The 25,337-nt window shown below is 32.9% G+C and carries 14 protein-coding genes; 11 read left to right on the top strand and 3 right to left on the bottom strand.

The window, feature by feature from the left end; genetic code table 11:
• Positions 1-107: 107 nt before the first annotated feature.
• Both EI427_RS22355 and EI427_RS22360 read right to left on the bottom strand, forming a co-directional pair.
• Positions 108-443 carry a hypothetical protein gene (locus EI427_RS22355; protein WP_126619214.1) on the bottom strand — a complete coding sequence of 112 codons (336 nt, stop codon included), beginning with the start codon at positions 441-443 and terminating at the stop codon, positions 108-110.
• A gap of 61 nt (positions 444-504) precedes the next feature.
• Positions 505-915, bottom strand: coding sequence for a hypothetical protein (locus tag EI427_RS22360; RefSeq protein ID WP_126619216.1), 411 nt, complete (start codon positions 913-915; stop codon positions 505-507).
• A gap of 531 nt (positions 916-1,446) precedes the next feature.
• Between EI427_RS22360 and bglX the strand changes: the two genes are divergently transcribed.
• The 6 genes from bglX to EI427_RS22390 all read left to right on the top strand — a co-directional run bounded on the left by bglX (position 1,447) and on the right by EI427_RS22390 (position 13,818).
• Positions 1,447-3,732 carry a beta-glucosidase BglX gene (gene bglX, locus EI427_RS22365; protein ID WP_126619218.1) on the top strand — a complete coding sequence of 762 codons (2,286 nt, stop codon included), beginning with the start codon at positions 1,447-1,449 and terminating at the stop codon, positions 3,730-3,732.
• Between the two features lie 51 nt (positions 3,733-3,783).
• Complete coding sequence (locus EI427_RS22370) at positions 3,784-6,753, top strand: SusC/RagA family TonB-linked outer membrane protein (RefSeq protein ID WP_126619220.1); 2,970 nt, start codon at positions 3,784-3,786, stop codon at positions 6,751-6,753.
• Positions 6,754-6,764: 11 nt separating this feature from the next.
• Positions 6,765-8,285 (top strand): RagB/SusD family nutrient uptake outer membrane protein, encoded by a 1,521-nt coding sequence (locus EI427_RS22375; protein WP_126619222.1) that lies wholly within the window; start codon positions 6,765-6,767, stop codon positions 8,283-8,285.
• Positions 8,286-8,345: 60 nt separating this feature from the next.
• The gene (locus EI427_RS22380; RefSeq protein ID WP_170178580.1) at positions 8,346-9,437 is read left to right on the top strand and encodes a LamG domain-containing protein; all 1,092 of its coding nucleotides are present in this window, start codon (positions 8,346-8,348) and stop codon (positions 9,435-9,437) included.
• A gap of 10 nt (positions 9,438-9,447) precedes the next feature.
• Positions 9,448-10,755, top strand: coding sequence for a glucoamylase family protein (locus EI427_RS22385; RefSeq protein WP_205727995.1), 1,308 nt, complete (start codon positions 9,448-9,450; stop codon positions 10,753-10,755).
• A 300-nt stretch (positions 10,756-11,055) separates the two neighbouring features.
• Entirely contained in the window at positions 11,056-13,818 is a 2,763-nt protein-coding gene (locus EI427_RS22390; protein WP_170178581.1) for a helix-turn-helix and ligand-binding sensor domain-containing protein, read from the top strand.
• Between the two features lie 38 nt (positions 13,819-13,856).
• On the opposite strand, the gene EI427_RS22395 is transcribed toward EI427_RS22390, so the two are convergent.
• Positions 13,857-14,363, bottom strand: coding sequence for a hypothetical protein (locus EI427_RS22395; RefSeq protein WP_126619228.1), 507 nt, complete (start codon positions 14,361-14,363; stop codon positions 13,857-13,859).
• 251 nt (positions 14,364-14,614) lie between these two features.
• Here EI427_RS22395 and EI427_RS22400 point away from each other — a divergent pair, with 251 nt between their 5' ends.
• From EI427_RS22400 to EI427_RS22420, 5 genes are all read left to right on the top strand, one after another.
• Positions 14,615-16,183, top strand: coding sequence for a hypothetical protein (locus EI427_RS22400; protein WP_126619230.1), 1,569 nt, complete (start codon positions 14,615-14,617; stop codon positions 16,181-16,183).
• Between the two features lie 366 nt (positions 16,184-16,549).
• Positions 16,550-18,136: a sulfatase gene (locus EI427_RS22405; RefSeq protein WP_126619232.1), complete on the top strand. Its 1,587-nt coding sequence runs from the start codon at positions 16,550-16,552 to the stop codon at positions 18,134-18,136.
• Between the two features lie 11 nt (positions 18,137-18,147).
• Entirely contained in the window at positions 18,148-21,084 is a 2,937-nt protein-coding gene (locus EI427_RS22410) for a glycoside hydrolase family 2 protein (RefSeq protein WP_126619234.1), read from the top strand.
• A gap of 86 nt (positions 21,085-21,170) precedes the next feature.
• Positions 21,171-22,577, top strand: coding sequence for a hypothetical protein (locus EI427_RS22415; RefSeq protein WP_126619236.1), 1,407 nt, complete (start codon positions 21,171-21,173; stop codon positions 22,575-22,577).
• Positions 22,578-22,724: 147 nt separating this feature from the next.
• Complete coding sequence (locus EI427_RS22420; RefSeq protein ID WP_126619238.1) at positions 22,725-25,334, top strand: alpha-L-rhamnosidase-related protein; 2,610 nt, start codon at positions 22,725-22,727, stop codon at positions 25,332-25,334.
• Positions 25,335-25,337: the final 3 nt, after the last annotated feature.

The following is a 25,337-nucleotide window of genomic DNA, read 5'->3' on the forward strand; positions in this document are numbered from 1 at the left end:
ATAAAATAATCTTTTAGAGGTTGCAAGTATCTTATGTGTGTGGGTACTATACTGAAGTTTTTGTACAACAAAAGATTCTTTTCCAAGAGTCGTAGTTGTTGTATAAATCAATCTCCAAATCTACTTGCATAGGCGAACGTTAAATTACTACCCAATGTCTTTATGTCTTGATCGTATTTTTTTTGCGACCATTTTATATAGAATAGAAACAACCCTAAGCATTTAGCATCTTGGTATATCAATAATTCAATAGCAGATAACCCAAGATAACTCTTCATTTTAAATGCACTTATATTGTTTGTACAGGTATTAAATAGACTTAAGATTGTTTCTTCTTTTCTATTAAAATGAAAATCAATTACTACATCAAATAATGCCTGATATAGTTTTTCTCTCTTCTCTTTTTCATAAGAAATAGTAGAACTCATTTCATTCCTAATCATCTTTTTGATGTTTACTTCAACTTCAATTTATAATATGTTGGAATGAGTTTATATCGTCAGGTTAGCGTTTCACTCCTTCAAAATGTCCAATATCTTCTTTATGATTAATCCAAGACCCCGTCATGGTATTATCTTCTAAAGAAATCACTCCTTTAAGCGTTATAATAATTTGTTCTTTTAACCTTAGTTCGGTATCATCAAAAGTGGCTACAGCAGTTATAATTCCGTTTTTGTCTACACTCCCTTCAATAGGTGTATAAACATCAGAGCCATCAAAATTTGAGGAGAGAGATCCATTTTCAATTTTCATGTACCATTCTCCCATTACAGTACGGTTCTCCGTTAGAATATTACCATAGTATTCTCCATTATATAAAGATACAGCTCTAGGGTCTACTTCTTCGTCTTCGCAAGATTGAAAGAGTAGGCCAAAAATGAACAAAAAGGCGATTGTGATTTTTAAATTTTTCATATCAATAATTGCTATTTAAATAATAGTAAATATTGTACTCTTTGTTGTAAGATGAAATACCCAATTTTGAGTAGTTTTTACTTTTTTTTAAAAAATTATTCTAGTAAAATTAAATTAATTGATTAGGATTTAGCTAACTCATAACTTTATCATTTTCTTTTTTTTATACAAGATGGAATGTAAGTATAGAAGAGATTGGTCACTATCTATTTAAATTTTAAGAGTTTCTGCTATGCCTATTTAAGATGATTTTATTCAATTAAATGTTTTTATAACAATTAAACTTTTGGAAGTTATTAATTATCATCAAAAATGATGTGTTTTTATCACATCAATAGATCACATCAAGTGGTGTAATACTGATATAATAAGTTTGTAAGTATCTAAAAATAAGTGTTTTGTGATTTATTTTAGTAGTGATGTGAAATTGATGATATAATAAAGTGTGTTTGTACACTTTTAAGCTGTCATATTTGTGAAAACAAGATAAAAACATTTAAAAGAACTTAATTCTATTAACCCTTTTCAATCATGAGAATCTTATACAGTATATCAATTTTTATAGCATTTCAATTTCTCCTGCTTTCATGTAATGAGAAAGACTCTTCTTTATCTAATTGGAAAAGTTATAGTGGCGATAAAGAAATAGAACAGAAAGTTGATTCTGTTTTATCACTGATGACTCTAGAAGAAAAAATTGGTCAGATGACTCAATTTTCTGGACATGGTACATTAACTGGTCCTCAAATTAATGATGATTTTAAACAATACTTAGAGAAGGGGTTAGTTGGTAGTATGTTCAATGTTTTTGGCTCTGAAGGATTGATAAAATTACAGAAGCAAGCAATGGAACATTCTAGGTTACATATTCCAATTTTATTTGCAGCAGATGTAATTCATGGTTACGAAACTACATTCCCAATTCCATTGGCAGAATCTTGTTCTTGGGATTTAGAGTTAATGAAACGTAGTGCTAGAATTAGTGCAATCGAGGCAACAGCCGCAGGTATTAGCTGGACGTTTGCTCCTATGGTTGATATTGCAAGAGATCCACGTTGGGGGAGAGCTTTAGAAGGTGCAGGTGAAGATGTATTTTTAAGTACTCAAGTAGCAGTAGCAAGGGTACAAGGTTTCCAAGGAATTAATTCTTACAAAGATTTTTCTAAGAATAATACAATGTTAGCTTGTACTAAGCATTTTGCGGCTTACGGTGCAGCATTAGCAGGTAGAGATTATAATAGTGTTGATATATCAGATAGAACTTTAAGAGATACTTATTTACCTCCATTCCATGCAACAGTAGATGCAGGTGTAGCTACTTTCATGACGGCATTCAACACTTTAAATGGAGTGCCATCAACAGGTAATAAATATTTATTCTCAGATATTTTAAGAGGTGAATGGGATTTTAGAGGAGCGGTTGTAACAGATTATACGGCAATTAACGAAATGATTCCTCATGGGTTTGCTAAGGATTTAAAACAAGCATCAGAACTTGCGGTTAACGCTGGTATTGATATGGACATGAATGGTGCTGCTTTTATTCAGAATTTAAAAGAGTTAGTAGAAGAAGGAAAAGTTAAGGAGAGCACAATAAACAATGCAACTGCAAGAATTTTGGAATTGAAATTTATGCTTGGCTTGTTTGATGATCCATATAGATATATGAATCAAGAAAGAGAAGATGCATTACTGTCTGCTCCTGAACATTTAGAAGAAGCACTTAAAAATGCAGAAAGATCTATTGTACTTTTAAAAAATGATAAAGGGGTACTTCCATTAAAAACATCAAAAAGAAAACGTGTTGCCTTGATTGGCCCAATGATTAAAGAAAGAAATAGCTTAAATGGCGAGTGGGCTATTAAAGGAAAAAGAGAAAAGAGTGTTACGTTATTTGAAGGTATCAAGAATAAATACAAGAACTCATCAGTAACATTTCAATATGCTAAAGGCGCTTCTTTAATGGGAGATGCAAATAGTAAGGAAGCTAGAGAAGCAGTAAAATTAGCTTACAAAAGTGATGTATTAGTTGTTGCTTTAGGCGAAGAATACAATTGGTCTGGAGAAGCAGCAAGTAGATCGGATATCACAATTCCAAAAGCTCAAAAAGAGTTATTAAAAGCACTAAAGAAAACAGGTAAGCCAATTATTTTGGTATTGCTAAATGGCAGACCTCTTGATTTATCTTGGGAAGATGAAAACATAGAAGCGATTGTAGAAGCATGGTACCCAGGAACTAGAGCAGGTGATGCTGTTGCAAATGTACTTTCAGGAGGTTATAACCCGTCTGCAAAATTAACAATGACTTTCCCAAGAAATGTAGGGCAAGTACCGATCTACTATAATGCATTGAACACAGGTAGACCTTTTGATCAAAATAATCCTCAAGATTATAAATCATTCTACTTAGATGTGGCTAACACACCACTTTATCCTTTTGGGTATGGACTAAGTTATTCTGAGTTTACGTACTCTAACTTAAAATTATCGAAGAAGAAATTTAAACATGGTGAAACGATTACAGCAAGTATTGATGTTAAGAATGTTAGTAATGTGGATGGAGAAGAGATTGTACAACTCTATTTACAAGATGTTTTTGCATCAGTAGCTCAACCTGTAAAGAATTTGAAGGGATTTAAAAAAATAGCATTGAAAAAAGGAGAGACCAAAACAGTTAGTTTCACTATTACTGAAGAGTTATTGAAAATAATTGACATTGACTCTAAATATACAGCCGAGGTAGGGGAATTTAACCTTTGGATTGGTAAATCATCTAACGATTCGAAACAACAAACAAAATTTACTTACTCCCTTTAAAAAGGGGGGTAAGCCACGAAATGATTTGAATTAATTTATTGAGCAAAACTTATGAAAAATTTATTATTAACTCTAATCCTAGGGCTTTGTCTTAGTGCTGCTTATGCACAAGATACTGTGAAAGGAACAATAAAAAGTACAACAGGAGAAGAAGTTATTGGTGCTAGTATTGTTATAAAAGGTACTACAACGGGCACAATTACAGATTATCTTGGCAATTTTTCTCTTTCTGGTGTAAAACAACAAGATGTTTTGGTAATATCTTCAATCGGATATATTCCAACAGAAGTAACATTACAAGATCCAACTTCACCTCTTAATGTACTTTTAGAAGAAGATGTGGATCAGTTAGAAGAAGTTGTTGTAATTGGTTATGGAGTAATGAAAAAAAGTGATTTAACGGGTGCCGTTGGATCAGTTAAAAGTGAAGATGTTGAAAAAATACCAGCCTCTAACCCTATGCAATCAATGCAAGGTAAAGTATCAGGTGTACAAATTACTTCTTCAAGTACTCCGGGTGGATCGCCAACAGTACAAATTAGAGGAGTAGGAACAACTGGTAATTCTAGTCCACTATACGTAGTAGATGGAATGTTATTAGATGATATTGGCTTTTTAAGTTCAAACGATGTAGCATCTATGGAAGTATTAAAAGATGCATCAGCTACTGCAATTTATGGTTCTAGAGGTGCAAATGGTGTAGTAATTATTAGTACAAAGCAAGGTAAAGCAGGTAAAGCAAAAGTAACTTTTAATTCTTATGCTGGTGTACAACAGATTGCAGCAAGACCAGATATGGTAAATGGTCAGCAATATGCGATGTTACAAAATGAAATTTTACATAACCAAGGTGATGACTTAGCTTATACAAAAGATCAAGTTGCTACTATGGGGAAAGGTACTGATTGGATTGATGAAGCGACAAGAAACGCAGCCATCCAAAATTATCAAGTAGGTGTATCAGGCGGTTCTGATAAAGTAATGTATAATATCTCGGCAGGGTATTTTAATCAAGAAGGTGTTGTAAAAGGATCTGCTTTTGATCGTTTTAATTTCAGAATTAACAACAGGTATGATTTATCTGATAAAGTAAAACTTGGTCATAATATCTCATTCTCTACTTACAATTCTATAAATGAAGGAGTTGATTTAGGAGATGCTTACAAAGCAGATCCAACAATGCCTGTTTATGATGAAAAAGGATATTTTGGTAGTTCAAATAACAATGATATTGGCAATCCAATAGCTGCATCATATTATAAAAATAATGTAAGTGAAGGGAATAGATTAGTAGGTAATGTATTTTTAGATTATAAAATTACTGAAGGTTTAACCTTTAAGACAAATGTTGGTCTTGACTACTCTACAAACAGTGGCAAGGCGTATACACCAATTTTTTATGTAAGTGGAAAGCAATACAGTGATATTAGTATTTTAAGCGTAAATGGAAATACTTACAACACTTTACTATGGGAAAATACACTAAGTTATATGAAAGAGTGGGGTAAGCATAGAGTGAATGCTGTAGTTGGTGTGACAACCCAAAATAATTTTAGTGAAGGTTGGAATGGAAGTGAAAATGATGTTCCTAATAACACAAATATGTGGTATTTAGGTAGTGGTAGTGCAGATAGTAGAAATGTAACGCAATGGGCAAATTCAAACTCTTATTTATCTTTCTTAGGTAGATTAAATTATGCGTATAACAATAAATATCTAGCTACGGCAACATTTAGATCTGATGGATCTTCTAGGTTTGGAGAAAGTAATAAGTTTGGTATGTTTCCATCATTAGCTTTAGGTTGGAGAATATCAGAAGAAAATTTTCTTAATACAAGTGACTTAATTAGCAACCTTAAATTAAGAGGTAGCTGGGGTAGAATTGGTAACGATAAAATAGGAGATTATAGTCAATACTCATTAGTAGAAAATAATCTTAATCCAGTGTTTGGGTCAGACCAAGATTTACATCAAGGGGGTACAGTAACTACAATGGCAAATTCAGATTTAAAATGGGAAACTGTAGAACAATATGATATAGGTTTAGAAGTTGGTTTCTGGGATGATAAGTTAACTATTGATGGAGATTATTATTACAAGCATACAAAAGATATGTTAGTCTACATTTCTCCTCCTGGCTTAGTAGGTTCTGAAGGGGCGGTACCGTCTAATATTGGTGAAGTAATTAACTCTGGTATTGATTTAAATGTAACATGGAATGATGATATTGGAGAGGACATTCATTACACAATTGGAGCAAATATTTCTACAATAAACAATGAAGTTTTAGCCTTAGATCCAAATAACCCTTACATCTATTCTGGTGATTTAGGAAACGGACAACAAGTAACGTTAACTACTCCTGGTGAAGCAATTGGGTCGTTTTATGGCTATGAAACTGCAGGTGTTTTCCAAACACAAGAGCAAGTAAATAATACACCACATTTAGCAGGTTCAGCACCTGGTGACATGATTTATGTTGATACAAATAATGATGGTGTTATTGATGAAAAAGACAAGAAGGTAATTGGTAGCCCGATTCCAGACTTTATCTATGGTGTTAACCTTGCTGTATCTTATAAAAACTTTGATTTATCGGTTTTACTACAAGGGCAAGTGGGTAATCAAATATACAATGCTAAGAAAGCAGTAAGATGGGGAACAACTAATTTTGAAACAAGTTACTTAAGCAGATGGACTGCTGCAGGAACAAGTAATACAGAACCTAGGGTATCAAATGGTGGGGTTAACTACGAAGTTTCTGATAGATTTATTGAAGATGGATCTTACTTGAAATTAGGAAACGTTACACTTGGATATTCTTTTTCTGAAAGAATTACGGATAAGATTTTTGTAGAAAGATTAAGAGTATACGGAGCTGTATCAAATATTTATTTGTACCAGCCCTACAAATCTTATAGTTCGGAAATTACATCCAGCTCTCCTTTAGCAGCAGGTATAGATTTTAATACATACCCATTAACTGCAACATACACTTTAGGTCTAAACATTAACTTTTAATTCGGTAACTCATGAAAAAATATAGCATATTATTCGTATTTGCTCTCTTGAGTATCTCTTGTAGTAACTTTTTAGAGAAAACACCACAGGCAAATGAAACATCAGCAGATTATTTTAATTCTCAAGAAGGAGCACTAAAAGCAACCAATGCAATTTATGAATCTTTAAGAGGTTGGAATACAACAGCTTGGGGGCCTATTGGTTTAGTTGATGTAGCTTCTGATGATGCAGAAAAAGGAAGTACTGCATCAGATAGTTATGATATGATAGAGCTAAATAATGCTACTTATCTATCTAATAACGGTACTATACAAGGCTATTACCAAGAGCACTATCAAGCAATTAATAGATGCAACCAAGTAATAGTAAATGTGCCTAAAGCAGATTTTGATAAAGATGAAAAGGAAAGATATATTGCTGAAGCAAAATGTTTGCGTGCCTTCTTCTATTTTAATTTAGTAAGAGCTTATGGCGGTGTTCCAATTGTAGATAGATTATTGTCAATTTCAGAATACAAACAACCAAGAGCAACAAGAGAAGAAACGTACGATTTTATTGTTCAAGATTTAGAAGAAGCGGCAGCTGTACTCCCAACAAAATCTGGATATAGTGCGGCTGAGTTAGGAAGAGTAACACAAGGTGCTGCTTATGCTATTTTGGCTAAAGTGCATTTATTTAGAGCATCTTTTAATGGAGATGTACAAGAATATAACAAATCATTAGTTGCAGTAGAGAAAGTAATTAACTCTGGAGAGTATGGTTTATATCCTGTTTTTGCCGATATATTTAAATTAAGTGGAGAAAACTCTATTGAATCAATCTTTGAAGTACAAACACACGATTTTGAACAAGGTGGAGGAAGTAGTCAATATACTGAAATTCAGGGAATAAGATCTAATTCACTTAACAGAGGATGGGGCTTTAATATTCCGTCTAAATCTTTACGTGATGAGTTTGAAGCTAATGATCCTCGTTACGCTGCTACAATTATTACAGCAGGACAAACATTATACGACGGAGAGGTTGTTCCAAGACCAGCCGATGGAGTTTTTGGTGATAAATCTGACCCAATTAGTGAATTCTACAGTTATAAAGTGTATGCTCCTAGCCACAATGGCGGGAACGTAAATAGCCCAATGAATATTAGATTAATTCGTTATTCAGATATTTTATTAGTGGCTGCTGAAGCTGCAAATGCTCAAGGGAATACCACAAAAGCATTAGGCTATTTAAATATGGTGAGAGCAAGAGCAAGAGGTACACAAAGTGTTTTACCAGATGTTACAGGAGCAGACCAAGTAGTTATTAGAGAGGCAATATGGCACGAACGTAGAGTAGAATTAGCAATGGAGCAACACAGATATTTTGATTTAATGAGAATGGATAATGTTGTACCAGGGTATGCAAAAACAAAGTTAGCAGAAAACAGTGCTAATAAATTTGATGCCTCAAAAAATAAAGTTTATCCAATACCGCAATCAGAAATTAATGCTGTTGGTAGTGATATTCTTGAGCAGAATCCAAATTATTAATCAATCTCCCCTATTGGTAAGCAATAGATGATATTAATAGGGGATATCAAAATATATAAAATGAAAAAGATAATATTTTTCTTATCGTTAGTAGCAATTTTTGCAAGTTGTGGGTTTGATCAAAATGAAATAAAAGGCATTGCAGCCCCTCCAACAGATGATGCAAGAGACACAATTAATGTTACCCCAGAACCCATTGAAGGTATCGTTTTAATGTATCCTCAAAAAGAGCAAAAAAATATCACTTTTGATGCTTCTGTACAATTAAATTGGGAAGCAGAAAAGTTAGGTTTAAGCTATGATGTTTATTTATGGAAAGCCGCAGAAGAGAAATCTACTACTCCAATTGTATCTAAGATTACAAATAACTTTTATGTGCTCTCTGGTTTAGATAAAGAACAAGATTATAAGTGGTTGGTAGTTGGCAAAAATGGAGTAGAAACAATTACTTCTCAAGAAGGGACTTTTACATCTTCTAAAGTAAGTTTAAATGATGTATTAACTACAAAAGTTATTGGCTTATCATTTAATAACTCAGTAGCTGATGACGATGGAAAATATACTGTAACAAGTAATTCAGCTGAATTTACAAAAGATAGATTCGATACTCCAAATGCTGCTTTTGAGGGTAGTGCAGACAGAACTGAATCGGCTGCCATAGTATCAAATGATGCTACTCTGAACCCTGGTTTAATGACTGTTTCCGTATGGGTAAAACCAACAGATATGGCAAATGCAGGTTGGATTTATTCTATGCAACGTTGGGAGGGTTTCTCGATGAAAAGAGAGAGCGATGCACGTTTAAAAAACATGTATTTTCATGAAACTTCTATATGGGATGCTGTAAATTTATTCACAGATGAAATCTCTTTAGATAAATGGACTCATGTTGTAATTACGGTAGATGGAATTTCTAGAAAAGTATATTACAATGGTGCACTAGTTTCAAAAATTGATGCAGAAGGTCCTGTTAAGTTTAATGCAGGTAATGGTGCTGATCTAATTATTGGAGGTCAGGTAGATAATGGAAATAGTAACTTAGGTGAGTTCTTTACTGGTGGAATAGATGATTTCAAAATCTTCTCTAAAGCATTATCAGCTGATGAAGTAGCTACATTCCATAATTATGAAACAAACTATAACCCTTTTTAATATGAATAACATGATTATTTATCTAGCGACATTATTTTTCTTTCAGACATTATTTGGGTGTGCTGATGCTGTAGTAGTAAGTCCTCCAATGGATATATATCCAGACAAAGAAAAACCTGTTTTAACAGATCAAGAACTAATGGATTCAGTTCAGATGCAAACCTTTAAATACTTTTGGGATTATGGACATCCTGTATCTGGTTTATCAAGAGAAAGAAGTAATGGCGATGATGAAATTGTCACTTCTGGAGGATCTGGTTTTGGCATTATGGCCATCATTGTTGGTGTTGAACGAGGTTACATTTCGAGAGATGAAGGTGTAAATCGATTAAATAAAATGTATGAATTCTTAAAGAATGCAGATCAGTTTCATGGTGCTTTTTCACATTGGTTAAATGGAAGTACAGGTAAAATAAAACCATTTTCTGAAAAAGATAATGGTGGAGATTTAGTCGAAACTGCTTTCTTAATTGAAGGAATTATTACGTCGAGAAATTATTTTAGTGGTACATCTGCCAACGAGGTTAAACTTAGAGGTTTAGCTACAGAGTTGTGGGAAGGTGTAGATTGGGATTGGTATAGAAATGGAAATGATTATTTATTATGGCATTGGTCTCCAAATTATAACTTTGATATGAATATGCCATTACGCGGTTTTAACGAAACCCAGATTACTTATTTATTAGCTGTTGCATCTCCAACGCATAATGTTGCTCCTTCTGTATATACAACAGGTTGGGTAAATGGAGCATCTAATTATGAGCAAAGTTTAACAAAAGATACTGCTAAACCATTATTCTGGGCACATTACTCTTATATTGGTCTAGACCCTAAGTTTACAGATGGCACTAGTTCAAAAACATACCATACTCTATTTAGAGAACGTACTTTAGAGAACAGAAATTGGTGTGTTAAGCAAAGTAATAAATTCCCTTATTATGGAGAAAATCAATGGGGATTAACGGCAAGTGACGATCCATTTGTAGGTTATATGGCGCATGAACCAACATCGACAGGAGATAACGGAACAATTTCTCCTACAGCGGCTCTATCTTCTATTGTATATACTCCCGAAGAATCGTTAAGTGCAATGCGTTATTTTTATGAAGAACATCCTAAATTATGGGGTGCTTATGGTTTTAAAGATGCTTACAATTTATCATCGGGAGATTGGTATGCAGAATCATTTTTAGCCATTGATCAAGGTCCTATAATCACCATGATAGAAAATTATAGAACAGGGTTACTTTGGAAATATTTTATGATGGATCCAGATATTCAAAATGGAATATCACAATTAGGATGGAACGTAGAATAATCTAAATAGCTGGTTTTTAAAAGAGCTATCTCATTATTAGTATGAGGTAGCTTTTTTTATATACTGCATAGAATTTCATGGCTATTCCTATTAAAAATATTACTTTTTTATTAGCAAATCTATTTTCACTAATTTATCTACTCACATTGCTACAATTAACGAATAAGGTTTAGGTATTTTTAGCTTGTATTTATTAAATTGTGGTAAGTAATAAGTTCAGTGAACGACTTATTTTATATAGACCTATATTCAATGTTAACTCGCCTTTTATATTTCTTTTTATTCTTACACTCTTGGAGTATGCTGCAAGTAATTGCACAAGACGATGTACTTCTATACTCATCACCAAGAATAATAAATTATGATAAGTCTACATATGAAGCCGAAAATCAAAATTGGGATATCGTTCAAGGGAGTAATGGTTTCCTATATTTTGCAAATACGTTAGGTTTATTAGAGTACGATGGTGAAGTGTGGAAGTTATATCCAACCAATGAACCATTAAGAGCTTTATGTATTGTTGATGATGAAATTTTTGTTGGAGGAATAAATACGATAGGCTCTTTTAAAAGGAATAATGGTGAACTTGTGTACCATAAGTTGTCATCAAATTTTAAAGTACATGATGAAATCTGGAAGATCATTAAGGTAGGCGAGAAAGTTTTGTTTCAATCCTTTAATAGTTTTTACTTTTACAATAAAGAAAATCAAGAGCTTACGAAAAAAATCCTGACAGAAGGTAATATATCATTCACTTTTTTATCAGAAGATAAAGAGAGTTTTTATTATCAAATTATTCATAAAAGCCTTCATCAAAGTACTTCTGAAACTGAAATAGCTGCCCATGAATATCCTATTTTAAAAGAATGGCTGATAAAATATATTCATCCATTAGCAGATGGGTCTTTGTTGTTAGGAACGCTTCAGAATGGACTTTGGCTTTTTAAAGACAATACCTTCCAATATTTAGATAACGAACTCTCTGAGTTTCTTAAATCTGCACAAATAAATAAAGTAATACCTATTAATAATTCAGGTGATTATATATTCGGAACGCTACATAAAGGAGTTGTTGTAGGGAATATAAATGGAAAAGTAAAGTATTATTTAACCACAAAAAATGGCTTACCAAGTAACAGAATACATGCCTTATATTTAAAAAATAATATACTTTGGATAGGAACAGAAGTAGGGATATCTAAAATAGTAATTAACTATCCTGTAAAATTTTTAAATGATCCTTTAAACTTATTAGGTGCTGTTTACGATGTGGAAATGTATAAAAACAAATTGTATGTGGCTACAAACCAAGGTGTATATGCAGCAAAGGCAACAATTAACAATTCTAGTTTTAACTTTAAACTAATAAAAGGCACAAAAGGACAAGGATGGAGTTTAAATGTTATCAACGATCAATTATTGGTAGGGCATAATGACGGAATATTTGTAATAGAAAATGAACAAATAAAAAAAATACACAAAACTGGTGGAGGTTATAATTATATAAAAAGTAAAGCATGGCCAGATGTTTTATTTCAGACTTCTTACTACGGAATTAATGTATTGAAAAGTGAAAATAAGGCATTATCATTTGCACATAATGTGAACGGTCTTTCTGCACTTACTAGAGATGTATTAGAATTAGACGATCATTCTTTTTTAATCTCGGATTCTTGGGAGAAATTAAATCGAATAAAAGTATCAACTGATTTAAGGGATATAAAATACATAGATGATTTATCGACAAAGAATATTTTTAAAAACTCATATCGATTTAGACTATTTAATTTTAAAAATCAGGCACTAATAGTTACCAATGATACGGCTGTTATTTTAAAAGACAATTCTTTTCAGAATATAGATTTAGGTTTGAAAAAAATTGAATTTGTATCCGAAATATTAAATGATAAATACATTATTAAAGCGGGAAGTAAGTTGCATCTTTTTGATGCAGAAAGTACTACCGAAGAATATCTTCCTCCATCAATTAAAGAATTGGGGGAACGTCAAATTTATAATTACGAAGTGATCAAAGTCTTAAATGATTCATTATTTGTATTTACTTTTTCAAAAGGTCTGGCGGTGTTTAATATTAATATGCTTAAAGAATATATTCCTGTTCATAATCATCCAGTTATAAGAGATATTTCATTCACTAACGACCGTACCAAAGAAAAATTTAAAGAGAACACAACAACTGTAATACCCTTTGATTATAATACCTTTTCTGCAAGTTATAGTTTAATCAATTACCAAGAAGAAATTAATTATCACATCAAATTAGAAGGGTATGATCAAAATTGGATTCCTGTAGGGGTTAACTATACAACACGTTACCAAAATCTTAATTATGGAACGTATACTTTTTGTGTAAAAGGAGAAGGTGATACAACAATAGGAAAGTATCAGTTTACAATTGATCGCCCTATTTATTTATCTAATTTATCGTTTTTTATTTATGTAATACTTTTACTAATTTTTATTTATGGATTAGTATATGGCGTGAAACTACTTTTAAAAAGACAGCGTAAAGCGATTTTATTAAAGAAAAAAGATGATTTAAAACGACAAAGGGAGATCAACCAAAAACAACTTACGCAATTAAGAAATATGCGTTTACAGGAAGAATTAGAAAGTAAAGAAGAGAGCTTATCAGAATTACTTGTTCAAAGTTCAAAAAATAAAGAGCTATTAAAACACCTGAAAGAAGAGATGAGTAATGTTTCTAAGGAAGGAAATGACAAGAAAATAAAATCATTAAAAAAATTAGATCATATCTTAAATACCGAATATGATAACACTAAAGATTGGGAAATTTTTGAAGTCGCTTTTAAAAAAATGCACAAAGATTTCTTTTCTCACCTAGTTAATATTCACCCTAACCTAACCAATGAAGATTTAAAGTTATGTGCTTATTTAAGAGTCAATTTATCAACCAAAGAACTTGCCCCAATATTTAATATCACCCCCAAAAGTGTAGATCTTAAGAGATATAGATTAAGAAAAAAAATGGGTTTACCTCCTAAAGAAAACCTGTATACATATTTGGTATCTTTTCAATAGGAGTAGAACTAAATTTTTTAGATTAGAAAAGTGGTGTTCTAAGAAGCAACCTTCACAGGTTTTCTAATAGTTAAATCTAAAATTTGAATTTGAGAATTTTTATCAATCTTATAATTTTTATTATAAAAAGGTACTCCTAGAAGTGATAATAACAAGAAACTTCCACCTTGTATGAGAGCTATATTTTTGGGATAAGTATTTTCACTATTTCTACCAATTGCACCTAAAAATAAAAAGCCACATCCTATTATTGCAAAGCCACTCCCAATAGCTTTAGGTACAGTTCTTCCAAATTGAACTACAGTTACTTCTTTTAATGGTATAGTAGTTTTATACTTAAAAATAACAAAAGATGAATCTGTGATAGCATGTATTTCATCATGAAAAACTTTATGAGAGCCTTTCATTTTAAAAGAAATGGGATCGCCTACATAAAGTTTTTTCCTATTGCGACCAAAATTATCAACAACAATACATTTTTGAGCGAGTAGATCATTTTCCACCGCAAAAATACAGACTAAAAAAAATACAATTCTAAAAAACATAAGAGTATAGATTGAAAGAGGGGTTATTTTAAGTTGATTCAATAAATTATTGAGAGTTATAAGAAAGACCCTAATCATTTTCACTTGGTTGTATTGTTTAGCTTATTCATTTAAAAAATGAGACCTCTTAAAAGTCTTACCAATTATATAACTTTAACCACCAGTATTTCACAATTCATTGATCCCTAATTCACTATAGAATAATATTTAGAAATGATATTTGCATAAATCAACCTATTTAACTTACAACTATGCAAAACCTTATTTCAATCTTATTACTTACTCTAATTTTAATGGTGTCTTCTTGTACGCCAAAATCATCTATGCTCTCTGATGGTGAATTAGAAAACACAGACCAAAATGGGAAATCAAACAAAAGATTTGACAGTAAAACACACATTATAAATTTTTATGATGTAGACACTTCTCAGTTTAAAGAATTAGAGGGTAGTATAGTCAAGTTGGAAACCCCTCTTCAGAAAGAAAAAGATATAGCTCTATTTGATGCTATTTATAAACACAAGATTCCAATTTATATCAAAGGAAAAGATGTAATTAACTCCATTCATTCTCACCATGGTTACCAAACTACTAACAATGCATTGGCTTTGGTGTATAATGATGCTCAACAAGGCTATACAGTCCATTTGTTTGAAAAAGAAACCAACCCTGATTCAGTAAAAAACCATGCAATTCAGTTAAAAGAGAACTTCTTTTCTTTAGATTCGGAAACAAAAGAAAAGATTATGGTTCTTTTAGAAGAAAACCCCGAATTACCTTATAAAAGTGCAGAGGAGTATTGGCAGGCAATAATGCCCGATTTAAAAACAAGAGTTGTAAATGACCTTTCTACTTCTGAAAAATCATCTGTTATTTATTATGATGATAAAATAACGCAGGAAGAAGAAGAAACATTTTTAAGCCGAGTAATTGAGCAACAAGTAATATCAAACCAAAGAAATACCGCTACATTTGGAGGGTTAGATTACGAACAATTTCGTTTTAAATCGTATATCATTGATGTGAAAAAATCGAATGGATATCGTCAGGCATGGAAAGATGGAGAATACGACTATAGGGCAATGATCAAAGTTTTTGAAGGCAGATATGAAGGCCATAATGAAGACAGGTTGTTTTTCTCCTATTATTTGAGCCCAAATCCAGGAGTAAATCAGAAAGGCTATACTTCTTCTACTTCGGCTTGGAATATTATGTATGAATTTGAACCCTATATACAATACCCTAAAAATTTCGCATTCGATCTATGGTCGCCAGAAAGTCAGGCAGGTGGGAATGGCTCGTATTCTAATTCAACAAATTTTGGTGTAAAATTAAAAGCTTTAGACCCTCTTAATTCTTTAGAGGGACAATACTCTGCAGGTACAAGTTACAGTTACAGCTTTCCAGATTATTATTTCAGTACACAACACGACAAGAACATAGACAACAATAAGCACGAAATTTATTGGAGTTGGACACCCGGTAATTGTGTGTACGGTGCCTATGATACGGGTTGGGGAATAATGAATAAAAGTGGTGCTCCTTGGGATGATATACCTTGTGATGAAAGTAAGCTACCGTTACCTATGCGACAGCTTAATAAAAATGCAGTTGAGGTAGTAATGTCTAAAAAAAGAGAAAGTGGTGAAGAGAGCTTCAGTTTTAATTATGGAATTCGATGTGTATTGCATGATATCCATGGTAAAAACTATCCAATTTTACTTGGCTTATTTGGGTGGAATAGTATTGTAGATAGGCAAACTAGAACCGTAAACATCAATAAGACATTTACATTTACAACTACCTCTTTTGATGAGTAGATAATAGGTGTTTCTGAATATTCAATTATTACTAAATTAATAACGGGATATAGACTAACTTTACTGTCATATCCTGTTATTAAACCGTTTTTACTATAAAAGAACAAGAAAAGGTACACATTAACAAAAGGGTTTTTATCAGTTATTATTTTTACTAACGATAATTAAGTTTAGGTTCTTTTCACCTTAATAAGTCATATATTTTCTACTAACAAATAGTTTACGATGCTTTAAAAGTCAAATTTGTGCTATTTTTAGTGAATTCGTGTATGCTAATTTATTTTTTATCACCCGATATTTACCACTGTAAGATTAGAATTGTAGTTGATACGTTTTAATATGTGACTTTTACTTAATTTTTTTGGGATGAAATATCAAATTTTACTAATACTACTAACATTTTCAACTTTAGTTTTTGCAGATAAGGAGAAACCTAAAGAGAAAGAAAAGCCAAACGTTGTACTCATCATGGTAGATGATTTAAACGACTATGTTGGCTTTTTAGGTGGGCATCCGCAGACAAAAACACCTGCAATGGATAAGTTGGCAGATCGTTCTGTTATTTTTACAAATGCATTTTCTAACGATCCAATTTGCAACCCCTCTAGAGCAAGTTTTTCTACAGGATTGTACCCTCATACCACTCATTTTTTTGGCTTTAATAAATTCTTAAAAAATGAAACATTAATGGGCTCTAAAACAATGTTTGAGCATTTTAAAGACAATGGATACACCACTGTAGGAATTGGAAAATTATTGCATACAAACATTAATTCTGTTTGGAATGCCTACGGCGATCAATCTGATTTTGGCCCTTTTCCATATGATGGAGAAAAAAAACGAGTTCATCCAAGTGTTCCTGCTCCTTTCGATCAGGCTGGTGCATTAGATGGAGGATACGCATCTTTAAAAGATATTCCAACTGTAAATGGTGTAACAGGTTGGTTTGATAAAGTAAAAGGATGGCCAAAATTAGAGGTAAAACCTTTTAAGTACATCAATGATGAGGATAGGGATTTAATGCCTGATGAGGTGAAAGTACAGGATGCTAAAAAATTCATCAAGAAATTCGAAAATGAGAACTCAGAAAAACCGTTCTTTTTAGGAGTTGGTTTTAATAGACCACACACTCCTTTATATGTCCCTCAAAAATATTTTGATATGTTTCCTTTAGCAGATATGAAATTGCCAGAAACAGGTGGACAAGCCGAGTTAGAGGGAGCTTTATACGGTAAAGTAAAAGAGGGTAACCACGGTAAAAGAGGCTACAATCATTTTAAGTATTTGGTAGAAGGATACGATAACGATAGAGACCTTGCCTTAAGAACATATATTCAAGCTTATTTAGCATGTATTGCTTTTGTAGACGATCAAATTGCCGGTGTTATAAAAGCTATTGAAGAATCTAAGTTTGCAGATAACACTGTGGTAGTGTTAGTGAGTGATCATGCTTATAACATGGGAGATAAAGATTATTTGTACAAATTTGCACTTTGGGATAAATCAACAAGAATCCCAATGCTAGTTCATAATCCTGGTCAGAAAAAAGCAATTAAAGTAACGCAACCCGTATCACTAATAGACATTTACCCTACTTTAGTAGATTTATGTTCACTAGAAGGTTCTACAATTAAAGATGAAAACGGGAAACCTTTAGACGGCCATAGCATGGTACCTTTATATGCTAAAAATGCAAAACAAAGATGGCAAGGACCAGATTACGCTTTAAGTGCTATTTCTGGAGGAATGGGTGATAAATTTATTGAAAAACAGCATTATACAATCCGTACAGAACAGTACAGATACATAAGATATGCAGACGGGCAAGAAGAATTATATGATCATGCAACTGATCCGAATGAGTTTGCTAACGTTGCAAAGCAAGAAAAATACAAGGGTGTGATTACAGAATTATCACAGAAATTAAATAAGCAAATTGGTATAACAAACTAGATTTTTTAAGAATGAAATTACACGTACAAAAAACAGTAGGACTACTGATCTCACTATTATGTATTTATCAGTTGTCTTTTGCTCAAAATGTAAAAGAACTTTCTCTTAACGGAGAGTGGGAAATTATTTATGATGATGTGAATGAAGGCCGAGAAAAAGGCTGGGTGAAAGTAGAAAACTTTGATAAAAATACGGCTATAGAAAAAATTCAAGTACCGAGTTGTTGGGAAGAGTTTAAGCAAGATTATGAAGGTGTTGCTATCTATAAAAAAGAATTTGATGTTCCTGCAGATTGGAAAGGACAGAATGTAATCATCAACTTTGAAGCAGTAAACTACATCTCAGAGGTGTATATTAACGATGAAGTGGTGGGCCGTCATATGGGTGGTTTTACTCCTTTTCATTTCAATATTAATAAAACAGTAAAGGCAGGAGAAAAAAACACACTTATGGTAAGAGTAGTTTCTCCGGTTTTATATTCTGATAAAGTAATTGATGGAATTGGTCCGCACCAAACACCAATGTGGAGAGGTGCTTTAACTGGCGGTATTTGGCAGGGAGTTTCTTTAGAAGCTAAAGGAACATACATTGTTGAAGATGTTTTTATAGAAACGGATTACAAACAAGGTGCAGCAATGTTCCATCTTGATGTAGAAAATACAGCTACACAATTACAAGAGGCTGAAGTGATTGTGAATATATTAGACAAAAATAAGAAGGTGGTTGCTACTAAATCAGAGCGTTTAAAATTAACGCCTGGAGCAAACAAATACGATTGGAATTTAGCTATTGAAAATGCAGAATTATGGGGACCAAAAAATCCTTATTTATATACAGCACAAGTAATGGTAAAAAAAGGAGAAGAAGTAACAGACGAGTTTTCTACACGTTTTGGTATTCGTTCTTTTACAATTAAAGACAAAAAATATTACTTAAATGGAGAAGAGTTTTTCTTAAAAGGTGCTTTCTTCGAGGGGTTATATCCAACAAAACTAGCTTTTCCAGATTCTGAAGAGATGGCTAGAAAAGAGATTCAGTTGGCATTAGATGCAGGTTTTAACATGATCCGACCTTGGAGAAAACCTCCACCAAAAATGTGGTTAGACCTTTGCGATGAAATGGGCGTTTTAACTGTAGGTTCTTTAGCTATTGAATGTATGCACCGTCCTATTGCTTCACCGTTATTACCAGAAATGGTAAAAACAGAAGTGAGAGAAAGTATACTTCGTGATAGAAATAGAACATGTGTAATTCAGTGGGAATTATTTAATGAATTATGGCAACCTGTTTTAATTCAGATGTTACATCCTATGGCTTTATTAGCGCGTGATTTAGACCCAACTCGTCTTATTTTAGATGAATCTGGTGGGTTTGCTAACGGAGCTAATATTTACAATCCAAACGAAAAAGTAGCAGTTAAGTTCTCAGATGTTCATACGTACCCAGGTTGGAAATACGATGATAATATGTTCCAAAGAATGACGCAAATTAGTTGGACAAAAGAAGAAAAGAAAAAAGCGGGTTACCCTAAACTAAATTCACCAGGTAAGAAAAACCAACCGGGTGCTATGGTATTTGTATCAGAAATTGGTTACGGGTCTATCCCAGATTTCGAAGCAAATAATAAGGAGTTTAAAGAAAAAGGAAACCCTTTAGCACCAATGTATCGTGAGCATGTTCGTTTAGAAGAAGATTTTAATACAACATTAGATGCTTCTGGAATGCGATCGGTATTCCCAACTCTTCATAGTTTAGTGGAAGCCCAACAAAATTACCACGGTAAATTGAACAAAAGAATGTTAGAAGCATCTCGTTCTAACCCACTTACAGCAGGATATTGTATTCATGCACTATCAGATGGCGATTGGATTATTGGTGGCGGTATTATCGATTTATGGAGAAATCCTAAAGGAAACGTATACGAAGGTACAAAGAAATCTAACCAGCCACAGTTAATTGTTACTAGGTTAAAAAAGAGAAATCTAAAAACAGGTGAACAACCACAACTGTCGGTTTTAGGTATCAATGAGTTTGATGAAGAAAACGTAAAAGTTGAATTAACTATCAAAGACGTTAAAGGTAAAAAGGTATTTAATGAAACAGTAAAAGCAACTTTAAAGCACGGAGTATCTGATTTACATATACAAAAATTATCTACAGAAGGGTTGAACGGAAATTACACGCTTTATAGTGTGATGAAAAATAAGAAAGGCAAAATCATCAATACAAATGAAGAAACTTTTGATGTTTTTAATGAGGATGCTCTAAAAACACCAACGCAAAAAGTAACCTTATTAGAAAGTGACAAAACTTTAGCAAATTACTTTAATTCAAAAGGTATACAGTTCGATAAATTTACGGGTAAACAATCAAAAGGACAATTATTGATTGTAGGTAAATTGGGAACAGATGATGCGTTTAAAGCTGAGGTTGCAAAAGCAAAAGCATTTGCGTCTAAAGGTGGAACAGTATTTTTTACAGATGTAAAAGGTAAAAAAGTAGACGAAAGACACAAAAGAGAGATTGCTTTGGAGCTTCAAAAAGAAGACGCCTTTCCTTATAATGCAACTTTAATTATGGCCAATGGTTTATGGCATAATGCGGCACCAATTGTTACAGATCATCCTGTATTTGCGGGTTTACCTAGTAATCAATTTATGGCAGATGCTTATCATAAAGTAGGAACAACGACAGCAATGGTTGCTCCAGAAGGGAAAAACATTGTAGGTGTAGTTACACACGATCGTTTTCCAGATCAAGACCATATGCAAAGAAATTACATCGGCGTAGGTAAAGTATATTTTGCTTCGGAAATGGTTGAAATGAAAAGAGGAAAAGGTACTTGTATTTATTCTACTCTTTCATTTAAAAAAGCAATTAATTCTGATCCTGTAGCACAAAAAATAATGAATAACATTATTTCACATTACAGTAAGACTGTGCAATAAGCTTTACATAAAAGCATTACTATATAGTAAAGTAGAGGTACAGCTCTAGCCCTCTACTTTACTTTTTTCTAATAAAAAATAACAATATGAAACGCATATTACTATTAATATTAACACTATCATTTTCTACAGTACTGTTTGCACAAAGACTACATACTGATGGAAGTAAATTAACTAACGGAAATACAGTTGTAAACATCAATAAAAACGGAATGTTAGGTACTGTACTTCATAATGGAAAGAAACTCATTGTTTACGGATCAATAGAAATTAAGAAAGGGACCAATACGGAAAAAGTAACTTTAGGAGATGCGAAATTGTCTCAGAAAAATGGGGCTGTTTATGCTGTAAATGAATTTGTTCATAAAAAAGCAAAGATGAAATTGACCTCTGTGTTTACACCAATAGCAGATGGATTTACTGTTGACTATCAACTAGAAGCCAATAAAGGGTACCAATTAACAGCTGCAAGTTTACTGTTTGATGTAGATGTTTACGATGGAGATATCTATAAAATCAATGGTAAAGTAAAGAAATTATTAAGCAGAGAAGGTGCTTCTGCATCGGAGACAACGTGGAATATTTTTCAACAAAATACATCATGTATGTCATTTGATATTGGGTTAGATGAAAGCGTAGAAACTAAAGTATATTTCCGTCAGATGGCAGGGAGTGTAGGCATTGTTTTGCCTACAGCGTCTGATGCTTACAATGATTATGTTGTCAATTTCCGTCCCAATACTCCGGGAAAAGTATCTTTATATGTTGCATTACCAAAAGGTGGTGAGCCTGTTGCTTTTAAGGAACCAAAAAAGGCAAATAAAGTGGCTAAACAGACTACGACTACTCCGTTACGTGTAAAAAATAAGCAGACAATAAGTAATGATAAATCTACTGTTCTTTTAAAAAATAGTGGTTTAATGGGAGCTGTAACGCATAACAATACTACGTTGTTATCGAATGCCTTATTGATTGTTAAAAAAGACGGGAAAGTAATTAACCTTAAAATGGGGAGTAATTATTCTACTAAAGTGAATGGAAATACATTGGAGATAACAAACAACATTAATTTCCAAGGTGATGAATACACGTTAGTAACTACAGCAACAGCAGGGAAGGGTAGTGTAGATTTTCTGTATACTTTAGACGGACCAGCAAATTGTAAATTGGTTGGAGTAACATTAAATATTAAGTATGATACTTTTTTAGGGGAATCGTTTTTAATTGGTAATACAAAAGGAAAATACATTGATAAAAGTACAGCACCAGAAGAATGGCATTATATTGTTTTTGGCAAGAAAGCATCATCATTTAAAGCTACTACAAAAAAAGGTCTTGATTTTGGTATTGATCTAACTTCATCTACTGGCAAAATGGATATGATTATTCAGCGACCGGGTAACTATTTTAAAGATTATATGCTTAAATTATGGGTAGATCAGCCTGGGAAAGTGGGCTTTAAGTTAACCTTGCCAGAAACAAGCGAAATGTAATCTTAAAATTAGATTGGACGACTAATTTTGTGTTATAAATCATTTATTTTGTTGTAATGGAATACCAAAATGAGTGGTAAATTTGAAGAAGATTAGGTACTACTATTCAAGAAATAACAAAATTCGTCAGTAGTTGACGTACAAGAGATGAAGAAGAGATTTTTTAAAATACTAGCAGGGGCGTGTTTGTTAGTGTCCACACTAGCACAAGCACAAACAACACAATTGGGAAATGGTGTAATTGGACATTGGAATCCAACGTATACAATTGCAAAACAAAATTGGAAAGCACAATGGGTATGGGATCAGCAAGACACAAAGCGACCAACAACCAATAACATGGTGCTTTTTAGAAAATCGTTTACAATAAGTGATGTTCCATCTACTGCAATCATAAAAATTTCTGCATCATCTCTTTATAAACTTTATATTAATGGAACGTATGTAAATAGAGGTCCTTCAAGATCTGCACCACACAACCAATCTTTTGATGAATTGGATATTACCACACTTTTAAAAGAAGGAAAAAATGCAATTGCAGTGCAAGCAAATTACCAACAAGGGGAACATGCCAACCACTTATTAGGCAGGGGCGGAATGTTGGCTCAGCTAGAAATGCAAATTGGGAATACTACAGAAATTATTGCAACAAACTCTTCTTGGAAAGCAATGGTTGACCCTTCATGGGACAATAACGCTCCTAAGTTGAACCGTTTTCAGTTGGTAGTTGCAGATAGAGTTGACCTTACTAAAGAAATTAAGGGTTGGAATAAAGTAGATTTTGATGATTCAGAATGGAGAAATGCAGTAGGTCTAATCAGAAACTCTGGATGGCCTGGACCTCAAAAAAATGATATTCCAAGAGCAATTACTACTCCTTGGACAAACTTAGAAAAGCGTCATATTCCTTATTTAACGGAGGTAGATCATAAGGCAATAAATTTAATAGAAGCAGTTCAAATAGAAGACTATTTATATCATCCTAAAAAAGCCCCTAAAAGGCAATTAACAGGTAAAGTAGATAAGAATATATCAGTAAAAGCCTATAAAAAAGGAAAAGGTCCTTTGGTTATTCCTGCTTTAAAAGATCAAAAAACATTTTTATTGGTTTTTGATCTAGGAGAGATGATCAATGGAATGCCTCAGTTTGATATTGAAGGAGTTAAAGGTACAAAAGTAGAGGTAATTGGTATTCCGTATATGGTAAACAACCAATTTACGTATAGAGTTGTAGATACAGATTTATTAGATGAAGTAATTTTATCTGGTCAACGTGATGTATGGCAAGCACAGTATTTTAAACCATCACGTTATTTAGCTTTAGTAATTAAATCGGGTGATGCACCCATTAAAATAAACAGTTTTGGTATTCATCAATTTGCCTATCCTTTTGAGAAAAAAGGAAGTATCACTTCAAAATCTCATGATTGGGTAGAGCAATATGTAGTTGCTACAGAAAAGACAATAGATGCTTGTACAACAGATGGATATACAGATAATTATAGAGAAAGAAGACAGTACGCTCAGACAGGATACTACGGTGCAATGGGCAATTATTGGACTTTTGGCGATTATGCTTTACAAGCTATTAAACTTGTTCAAGTAGCACAAGAGGCAGAACCAAATGGGTTATTACCAGCATACGGTCCGTTAGTAAATAACGACTATATGGTAATTTTGGATTCTGATATTCTTTGGATTAGAAGTTTACACAATTACTATTTATACTCAGGAGATAAAGAAACAGTACTAAAATTAATGCCTACAGCTCAGAAATTAATGGATCTCTTAGAAAGTTATACCAATAAAGATGGACTGTTAGATAATCCTCCGTATTCGTATTGGTTAGACCATGCAAGAAACGATAGAAGAGGGGCAAATTTAAACCTTAACGGACATTATATTGGCGCTTTACAAGATTATACAGAGATTTTATCTTGGTTGGGGAAAGAGGGTGCAAAAAGTTATACTCAACAAGCAAAATTAGCCAAAGAAGCAATTCAGACGCAATTTTGGAATAATCAGAAAGGCTTATTTGTAGATGCTTTAATTGATGGGAAACAATCTGATCAGTACAGCGAACATGCACAAGCAATGGCTCTATCTATGCAAATTGCTACCGAAGAACAAGCCAAAGCTGTGGCTAAAAATATTTTAGAAAATGATGAACTGAATTATGTAACGAGAGCATCGGGCATGTATATGGTAACGCCCGCAATGTCATACTTTCTGCACAAAGGGTTAGCAGAATATGGGTACGTAGACCAATCATTTGATTTATTTAGAAAACGTTTTGATCATATGTTAGCCCCAGAAATGAACGGGACTTTATGGGAAGAATGGTGGAGAGATGCTTCTGGTAGAACAGGTAAAAAAGGAATGATAGGTAGAACAAGGTCGGATGCTCAAACCGAAAGTGCTTTTGCACCAGGATTGTTTGCAGAATTTCTTGTTGGGGTAGAAATTACAAAACCAGGAATGGCGGAAATGGTGTTGGCTAAAACAACGGCTTCTATAGAAAATATTGCGGCAAATATTCCAACACCTTTTGGTAGTACTTCTATAGCTTGGACTTTTGAAAACGAAGGAGGACAACTTAATGTAGAAATTCCTGAAGGTGTGGAAATCAAGCTAGTACGTAAATCATTTGGTAAGGATACGATTGAAGTAGACAATATAATAAACAAAGAAACTACCGATTATATCAAATTAAAGGCAGGAAAACACAATGTAACGTTTTCATCAAAAGAGATTTAAGCA

This window comes from Flammeovirga pectinis (genome assembly GCF_003970675.1).
Taxonomy (GTDB): Bacteria; Bacteroidota; Bacteroidia; order Cytophagales; family Flammeovirgaceae; genus Flammeovirga; species Flammeovirga pectinis.